This window comes from Actinomycetota bacterium (assembly GCA_036280995.1).
Lineage (GTDB): Bacteria > Actinomycetota > CALGFH01 > CALGFH01 > CALGFH01 > CALGFH01.
In genome coordinates this window covers 1-7519 of the sequence record DASUPQ010000321.1, presented here as the reverse complement: position 1 = coordinate 7519, position 7519 = coordinate 1, and the positions used below count along the sequence as shown (strand labels likewise).

The window sequence follows — 7519 nt, the reverse complement described above, 5'->3', positions numbered from 1 at the left end:
GTCGGGGCCTTCATCGACGGCAGCACGGCCAGCACCCGGTGAAGGTCGGCGTCGGCCACGTTCAGCTTGATCAGCACCTTGGACCGGGCCGTGGCCGCCCCGACGAGCAGGGTGAGCAGGTCGTCCATGGCCTGGCGGCGCTCGGGGTCGGCGGCCGACTCGGCGTTGGCGATCACCTCCGTCCAGGAGGTGAGCAGGGTCGCGATCACCACCATGCCGTGGCTGCGCAGGGTCGAGCCGGTCTCGGTGAGGTCGACGACCGCGTCCACGATCTCGGGCACCTTGGCCTCGGTGGCCCCGTAGGAGGGGAAGATCCGGGCCGGCAGGCCCCGCTCGGCGAAGAACCGCCGGGTGAGGTTGGGGAACTCGGTGGAGACGCGCAGGCCCGGCTGGAGCTCCTCGGGCCGGGTGACCTCGAGGTCGCGGTGGACGGCCAGCACCACCCTGACCGGGTTGGAGGTCTGCTTGGAGTAGGGCAGCTCGGCCAGGCTGACCACCTTGCTGCCCGTCTCCTCGATCCAGTCCCGGCCGGTGATGCCGAGGTCGAAGAAGCCCTCCTCGACGTACTGGGGGATCTCCTGGGGCCGCAGCAGCGACACCCGCTCCACCCGGGGGTCGTCGATGGCGCCGTGGTAGTCGCGCTCGCTCCCCCGCTTGACGGGCAGGTCGGCGGCCTCGAACAGGGCCAGGGTGGCCCGCTCCAGGCTCCCCTTGGGCAGCACCAGCTTGAGCACGACCCGTCTCCTCTCCTGTTGTCAGTCCTGCTTGTCGATCGCTTCCAGCAGGCCGGCCATCTCCAGCGCACACACGGCGGCCTCGGCGCCCTTGTTGCCGGCCTTGCCGCCGGCCCGGTCGAGCGCCTGCTCCATGGTGTCGCAGGTCAGCACCCCGAACGCCACCGGCACGCCGCTGGCCCGGGTGACGGCGGCCAGACCGGCGGCGGCCTGGCCGGCCACGTGGTCGAAGTGGGGGGTGGCGCCGCGGACGACGGCCCCGATGGCCACCACGGCGGCGTAGCGGCCGGTGGCGGCCAGCCGCTCGGCGGCCAGGGGCAGCTCGAACGCGCCCGGGACCCAGGCCAGGTCGATGTCGGCCTCCTCCACCCCGTGGCGCCGCAGCTCGGAGACCGCCCCGGCGACCAGCGGGTCGGTGACCAGCCGGTTGAAGCGGCTGGCGGCGATGGCCACCCTGCGCCCGCGGCCGTCGATCGACCCTTCGTACACGCGTCTCATCTGACCGTCTCCTCGTCGCTTGGCAGCTCCAACAGGTGGCCCATGCGTTCGCGCTTGGTCCGCAGGTAGCGCAGGTTCTCGGGGTTGGGGCGGGTCTGGAGGGGCACCCGCTCCACGATCTGGAGGCCGAAGCCGTCCAGCCCGCCGTACTTGGCCGGGTTGTTGGTGAGCAGCCGCATGGTCGTCACCCCCAGGTCGACCAGGATCTGGGAGCCGATGCCGTACTCGCGCCCGTCGACCGGGAGGCCCAGGTCGAGGTTGGCGTCGACGGTGTCGCGGCCCTGCTCCTGGAGATGGTAGGCGCGCAGCTTGTGGCCGAGCCCGATGCCCCGGCCCTCGTGGCCGCGCAGGTACACGACCACCCCGAGGCCCTCGTCGGCGATCCGGGCCAGGGCGTCCTCCAGCTGGGGGCCGCAGTCGCAGCGCAGGCTGCCCAGGGCGTCGCCGGTGAGGCACTCGGAGTGGACCCGCACGAGCACGTTCTCCTCGCCCTGGACGGCCCCCTTGACCAGGGCCAGGTGCTGCTCGCCGTCGAGCAGCGACTCATAGGCGTAGGCGGTGAAGTCGCCCCAGCGGGTCGGGATGCGGGCCTCGGCGACCCGCCTGACCAGCTTCTCGTGCTGGCGCCGGGACCGGATCAGGTCGGCGATGGAGATGAGTGGCAGGCCGTGGGCGTCGGCGAAGCGCTCCAGCTGGGGCAGGCGGGCCATCTCGCCGTCGTCGTCGACGATCTCGCAGAGCACGGCCGCCGGGGTCCGGCCGGCCATGCGGGCCAGGTCGACCGCGGCCTCGGTGTGGCCGGCGCGCTTGAGGACCCCGCCCTCGCGGTAGCGGAGCGGGAAGATGTGGCCGGGCCGGACCAGGTCGGCGGGCTTGGTCGCGGGGTCGATCAGGGCCTGGATGGTCCGGGCCCGGTCGGCGGCCGAGATGCCGGTGGTGGTGCCGGCGCGGGCGTCGACCGAGACGGTGAAGGCGGTCCGGTAGGGGGCGGTGTTGACCGCCACCATCAGGGGCAGGTCGAGCTCGTCGAGCCGTTCACCGAGCATGGGGGTGCAGATGACCCCGGAGGTGTGGCGGACGAAGAAGCCGATCGTCTCCGGGGTGGCCGCCTCGGCGGCCATGATCAGGTCGCCCTCGTTCTCGCGGTCGGCGTCGTCGACGACCACGATCATGCCGCCGGCGGCGAGCGCGGCCACGGCGTCCTCGACGCTGGCGAAGCCGCTCATTGGCGCACCACCAGCCGCTCGACGTACTTGGCGACCACGTCGACCTCCAGCTGCACCGGGTCGCCGGGGCGGCGCCGGCCCAGGGTGGTCACCTCCAGGGTGTGGGGCACCAGCGCGACCGCGAACCACCCGGGCCCGACCCCGGCCACGGTCAGGCTGACCCCGTCGACCGCGATCGACCCCTTCTCGACCACGTAGCGCTCCAGGTCGGGCGGCAGCTCGACCCTGACCTCCTCGCCCTCACCGACCGGCTTGCGCTCCAGCACCCTGGCCACCCCGTCGACGTGGCCCTGGACGAGGTGGCCGCCGAGGCGGCCGCCCAGGGCCAGGGGCCGCTCCAGGTTGACCGCGTCCCCGGCGGCCAGCCCGCCAAGGGCGGTGCGGCGCAGGGTCTCGGCGACCAGGTCGGCGGCGAACCCGCCGGGGGTCGGCTCGGCCACGGTCAGGCAGCAGCCGTTGACCGCCACCGACTCGCCCAGCCGCAGGTCGCCGGCCAGGAACGGCGCCTCGACCTCCAGCCGGGCCCCGCCGCCGCCGTCCGCGACGGCCAGCGCGGCCACGGTGCCGGTGCCTTCCACGATCCCGGTGAACATCAGTCCTCCTCCTCGGCGCATGGAAACGCCACCACGCGAACGTCGTCGCCCAGCCGGTCGACCGAGGCCAGCCGGAGCCGGCGGGCCTCGGCCAGGGTGGCCGCTCCGGCCCCGCCCAGCAGCCCGGGGGCGCCCGCCCCGCCGATGGCCAGCGGCGCCAGGTACCAGACGAGCCGGTCGGCCAGCCCGGCCGCCCACAGGCTGGCCTGGAGCCGCGGGCCCCCCTCGACCAGCAGCTCCAGCACCCCCCGCTCCCCCAGCGCCCGCACGAGATCGTGCAGGTCGACGCCCTCGGGGGCCGGCTCGCAGACCAGCACCTCGGCCCCGGCGGCCTTCCAGGCCTCGACGGCGGCCGCGGGGGCGGCGCCGGTGGTGGCGACCAGGGTCGGGGCCTCCCCGTCGAACAGGTGGCCGCCGGCGCCGACCCGGCCGGCGGCGTCGACCAGCACCCGCAGGGGCTGGCGGCCGCCGAAGCCGGGGAGGCGGACCGTCAGCCGGGGGTCGTCGGCCAGGGCGGTGCCGGCCCCGACGGCCACGGCGTCGGCCTCGGCCCGCAGCCGGTGCCCGTCCGACCGGGCGGCCGGCCCGGTGATCCACTGGGAGGTGCCGTCGGCGGCCGCGACCTTGCCGTCCAGGCTGGCCGCGGCCTTGAGGGTGACCCGCGGCCGCCCCAGCCGCCGGTGGGTCAGGTAGGCGGCGTTCTGCTCGGCCGCCGCGGCCGCCCCGGCCCCGACGGCGACGGCCACCCCGGCCGACCGCAGCCGCTCCAGCCCCGCCCCCCCGACCCGCGGGTCGGGGTCGGCCAGCGCCGCCACCACCCTGGCCACTCCGGCGGCGACCAGCGCGTCGGCGCACGGCGGGGTGCGCCCGTGGTGGGCGCACGGCTCCAGGGTCACGTAGCAGGTCGCCCCCCGGGCCGCCGCCCCGGCCGCGGCCAGGGCCACCGCCTCGGCGTGGGGCCGCCCGGCCGCCTGGTGGAATCCCTCGCCGACGACCCGGCCGTCGCGGACCAGCACCGCCCCCACCATCGGGTTGGGGCTGGCGGTCCCCCGCCCCCCCTCGGCGAGCGCCACCGCCCGGGCCATCCAGGCCTCGTCGGGTCCCTGCTCGGCTGCCACCACTGCCCTCCTGCCCAGGGCCTGGTGGAGGCCGCGCCGGGCAGGCAGCCCAGGGCGCGGCCGCCGCCTCCTTCCATCCGGACTGTCACCGTCGGCCCCTGGGTTCCACAGGGTCCACCCCGGCCGCGGAGGCCGGGGGTCGCGGGCTCTCACCGCCGGTGGGGACTTCCACCCCGCCCCGGAGACGCGCGTGCTACGTCACCAGCAGCGTACACCCAGCTTGACCTGGCTAGAACCCGTCGGTGCGGCGGTCAAGGGCGTAGCTGGAGCCCTGCCGGCGCTTGGCCACGTGCTTGAGCTCGGTGGCGGTGGCGACCAGCTCGCGGTGGTTGGCGAAGATGCGCTGGGCGCTGGAGGCGATGCCGAGGGAGACCGAGACGATCGGGAAGCGGCGCAGCTGGCCCTGTCGGTCCTCCAGCTCGATCGAGCCGGCGCGGGCGTCCTCAGGGTCGTACAGGGTCGGGATGCGGTCGTCGAAGTCGGTGATGACCCGGCTGGTGAAGGTCTCGGCCGCCTCCGGGGGGACCAGGGCGACGAAGTCGTCGCCGCCGATGTGGCCCACGAACCCGTCGGGGCCGGCCGCGTCCTGGGCGGCCCGCCGCAGCACCTGGGCGAACAGCGAGATCACCTCGTCGCCGCGGAGGAAGCCGTAGCGGTCGTTGTAGGACTTGAAGTTGTCCAGGTCGGCGTAGGCGACCGCGACCGCCTTGCCGCGCTCCATGCGGGAGGCGATCTCCTGCTCGATCCGGAGGTTGCCGGGCAGGCCGGTCAGCGGCGACAGCGAGCGCATCTCGCTGGCCCGCCGCAGGGTCGTCTTGACCCGCGCGACCAGCTCCATCGGGTCGAACGGCTTGATGATGTAGTCGTCGGCGCCGGCGGTCAGGCCCAGCACCTTGTCGGCCGAGAGCGACTTGGCGGTCAGCATGATCACCGGGATGTGGGCGCTGCGGCCGTCGGCCCGCAGCTTGGTGCAGACCTCGTAGCCGTCCATCCGCGGCATCATCACGTCCAGCAGGATGAGGTTGGGCTGCAGGTCGAGCGCCTTGCCGAGCGCCTCCTGGCCGTCGTGGGCCGTGATCACCTCGAAGCCCTCGAGGCGGAGGTTGACCTCGACGAACCGGACGATGTCGCGGTCGTCGTCGGCGATCAGGACCATCTCGTCCACGCTTACCTGCTCCCCCCGTCGATCAGCTCCCGGAACGCCTTGGCGGCGGCGGCCGGGTCGTCGGCCCCGAAGATGGCCGAGCCGACCACGAACACGTCGGCGCCCGCCTCCAGGCACCTGGGCAGGGTGCCGGCGTTGACGCCGCCGTCGACCTGGAGGGCGACCGGGCGCCCGGCCTCGTCGATGGCCCGGCGGGCGGCGGCGATCTTGGGCAGGACCCGGTGGTCGAACGCCTGGCCCCCGAAGCCCGGCTCGACCGTCATGGGCAGGACCAGGTCGAGGTCGTCCAGATACGGCAGGACGGTGTCCAGGGGCGTGCCCGGCTTGAGGGCCAGCCCGGCGTCCAGGCCGTGCCCGGCGGCCACGGCCAGGGCCCGCGCCGGGTCGTCGAGGGCCTCCACGTGCATGCTCACCCCGTTGGCCCCGGCCTCGGCGAGGGCCGGCAGCAGCGCCTCGGGGTTGTCCACCATCAGGTGGCAGTCGAGGTAGTGGCCGGTGTGGGGCCGCAGGGCGGCCACCACCGGGGGGCCGAAGGTGTGGTTGGGGACGAAATGCCCGTCCATGATGTCGAGGTGGATCCAGTCGGCGGCCTCCTCGACCAGCCGGACCTGGTCGGCGAGGTGGGCGAGGTCGGCGTTGAGCACCGACGGTGCCAGGCGTCGGATCACGGAACTCCTCGGGCGTGGACCACGGTCGTAGGAATGGTATCGGCCGATCGGGGCCAAAGTGAGCCTGCAATTGCAGGCTCACTTTACCTTGAACAGCCGTGCAAGAAACATGCCGTCGGTCCCGTCCCGGTGGGGCCAGAGCTGCCGGGTCTCCTCCAGGCGCAGGTCGTCGCGGCGGGCCAGCAGCTCGGCGACCACGCCGTCGGTCTCGGCCCGGGTCCAGGTGCAGACCGAGTACAGCACGGTCCCGCCGGCCCGGACGGCGCCGGCGGCCGCCTCGAGCAGGCCGAGCTGGAGCTCGACCAGCCCGGTGACGTCGCCGGGGCCGTGCCGCCAGCGGGCCTCGGGCCGGCGGCGCAGGCTGCCCAGGTTGGTGCAGGGGGCGTCGACCAGGGCGGCGTCGGCGGCGCCGGGCCGCAGCGGCGGCCGGCGGCCGTCGCCGACCACGGTGAGGAGCCGGTCGGCCACTCCGAGCCGGGCGGCGGTGGCGGCGACCAGGCCGGCCCGGCGCCGCTGGGCCTCGACGGCCAGGACCCGGGCGCCCAGGGCGGCCAGGTGCCCGGCCTTGCCGCCCGGCCCGGCGGCCAGGTCGGCCACCAGGTCGCCGGGCCCGGCGCCGACGGCGGGGGCGACCAGGGCGGAGGCGGCGTCCTGGACCACCGCCCGGCCCTCGCCGACGGCGGCCAGGCTGCCGGGGTCGCCCCGCTCCAGGATCACGCAGTCGGGGCTGACGGGGCTCGGCCGGGCGGTCAGGCCGGCCTCGGCCAGCTCGGCCAGCAGCTCGTCGCGGGTGGTGCGGCCGGGGGTGGCCCGCAGGCTGACCTCGGGGCGGGTGTTGTCGGCCTCGACCAGGGCGACGAGCTCCTCGGGGCCGAGGCGGGCCAGCGCCTCCTCCACGATCCAGGCCGGGTGGGAGCCGCGGGTGGCGGCCCAGCCGGCCGGGTCGCGCTCGCGGTCGGGCCAGGCGGGCGTGGCCGTGGCCAGGCGCCGGAGGACGGCGTTGACGTAGCCGGCCTGGCCGCGGTGGCCGGCCCGGGCGACCGCGCCGACGGTCTCGGCGACGGCGGCGTGGGCGGCCGTGCCCCCGAACAGCAGCTCGTAGGCACCCAGGCGCAGGCCCCGCAGGACCAGCGGCTCCAGCCGGTCCAGGGGCTGGCGCGACAGCGGCGCCATGGCGAAGTCCAGGGCCGCGCGCATCCGCAGCGACCCGTAGACCAGGTCGGTGACGGCCGCCCGCTCCGAGAGGGTGAGCCCGGAGCGCCGCAGCATCGGCGGCAGGACCAGGTTGGCGTAGGCGCCGCCCTCGTCGACCCGCTCCAGGGCGGCCAGGGCGACGTCGCGGGGGCCGGCGGCCGGGCCCCGGCGCCGCGGCCCGCGGGACGCCTGGTCCCGGGCCGGCCCCGGCGGCCGGCGCCCCCCGCGGGGTCGCCGGGCGCTCATTGGCGCACCCTCTTGCCCGAAACCGCCTCGTGTGCACCCGCCGTGCTCATCGGCCCAGCCACTCGTCGGGGCCCAGG

The 7519-nt window shown here is 75.7% G+C and carries 8 protein-coding genes and 1 riboswitch; all 8 genes read right to left on the bottom strand.

Annotated elements, in window-relative coordinates; translation table 11 throughout:
- Window positions 1–734: ATP phosphoribosyltransferase (gene hisG, locus VF468_10965; protein ID HEX5878826.1), on the bottom strand; the 734-nt coding region annotated here is incomplete at its 3' end.
- A 21-nt stretch (window positions 735–755) separates the two neighbouring features.
- Window positions 756–1232 carry a 6,7-dimethyl-8-ribityllumazine synthase gene (gene ribE, locus VF468_10960; GenBank protein ID HEX5878825.1) on the bottom strand — a complete coding sequence of 159 codons (477 nt, stop codon included), beginning with the start codon at window positions 1230–1232 and terminating at the stop codon, window positions 756–758.
- Window positions 1229–2458 (bottom strand): bifunctional 3,4-dihydroxy-2-butanone-4-phosphate synthase/GTP cyclohydrolase II, encoded by a 1230-nt coding sequence (locus VF468_10955; GenBank protein HEX5878824.1) that lies wholly within the window; start codon window positions 2456–2458, stop codon window positions 1229–1231. Before VF468_10955 ends, ribE begins: the two co-directional genes overlap by 4 nt.
- Window positions 2455–3051, bottom strand: a complete 597-nt coding sequence (locus VF468_10950) for a riboflavin synthase (protein HEX5878823.1) — start codon at window positions 3049–3051, stop codon at window positions 2455–2457. Before VF468_10950 ends, VF468_10955 begins: the two co-directional genes overlap by 4 nt.
- A complete protein-coding gene (gene ribD / locus VF468_10945; protein ID HEX5878822.1) occupies window positions 3051–4169 on the bottom strand; it encodes a bifunctional diaminohydroxyphosphoribosylaminopyrimidine deaminase/5-amino-6-(5-phosphoribosylamino)uracil reductase RibD in 1119 nt (372 codons plus the stop codon). The genes VF468_10950 and ribD overlap by 1 nt, the downstream gene beginning before the upstream one ends.
- A 61-nt stretch (window positions 4170–4230) precedes the next feature.
- Window positions 4231–4359: riboswitch (FMN riboswitch) on the bottom strand.
- A 39-nt stretch (window positions 4360–4398) separates the two neighbouring features.
- A complete protein-coding gene (locus VF468_10940; protein HEX5878821.1) occupies window positions 4399–5325 on the bottom strand; it encodes a response regulator in 927 nt (308 codons plus the stop codon).
- Window positions 5326–5336: 11 nt separating this feature from the next.
- Entirely contained in the window at window positions 5337–6002 is a 666-nt protein-coding gene (gene rpe, locus VF468_10935; GenBank protein ID HEX5878820.1) for a ribulose-phosphate 3-epimerase, read from the bottom strand.
- A 78-nt stretch (window positions 6003–6080) separates the two neighbouring features.
- The gene (locus VF468_10930; protein HEX5878819.1) at window positions 6081–7442 is read right to left on the bottom strand and encodes a transcription antitermination factor NusB; all 1362 of its coding nucleotides are present in this window, start codon (window positions 7440–7442) and stop codon (window positions 6081–6083) included.
- Window positions 7443–7519: the final 77 nt, after the last annotated feature.

Coding starts and splice junctions, on each gene's coding strand:
- VF468_10940 (HEX5878821.1), bottom strand. CDS start 5,325: ATGGTCCTGATCGCCGACGACGACCGCGACATCGTCCGGTTCGTCGAG.
- VF468_10950 (HEX5878823.1), bottom strand. CDS start 3,051: ATGTTCACCGGGATCGTGGAAGGCACCGGCACCGTGGCCGCGCTGGCC.
- VF468_10955 (HEX5878824.1), bottom strand. CDS start 2,458: ATGAGCGGCTTCGCCAGCGTCGAGGACGCCGTGGCCGCGCTCGCCGCC.
- ribE (HEX5878825.1), bottom strand. CDS start 1,232: ATGAGACGCGTGTACGAAGGGTCGATCGACGGCCGCGGGCGCAGGGTG.
- VF468_10930 (HEX5878819.1), bottom strand. CDS start 7,442: ATGAGCGCCCGGCGACCCCGCGGGGGGCGCCGGCCGCCGGGGCCGGCC.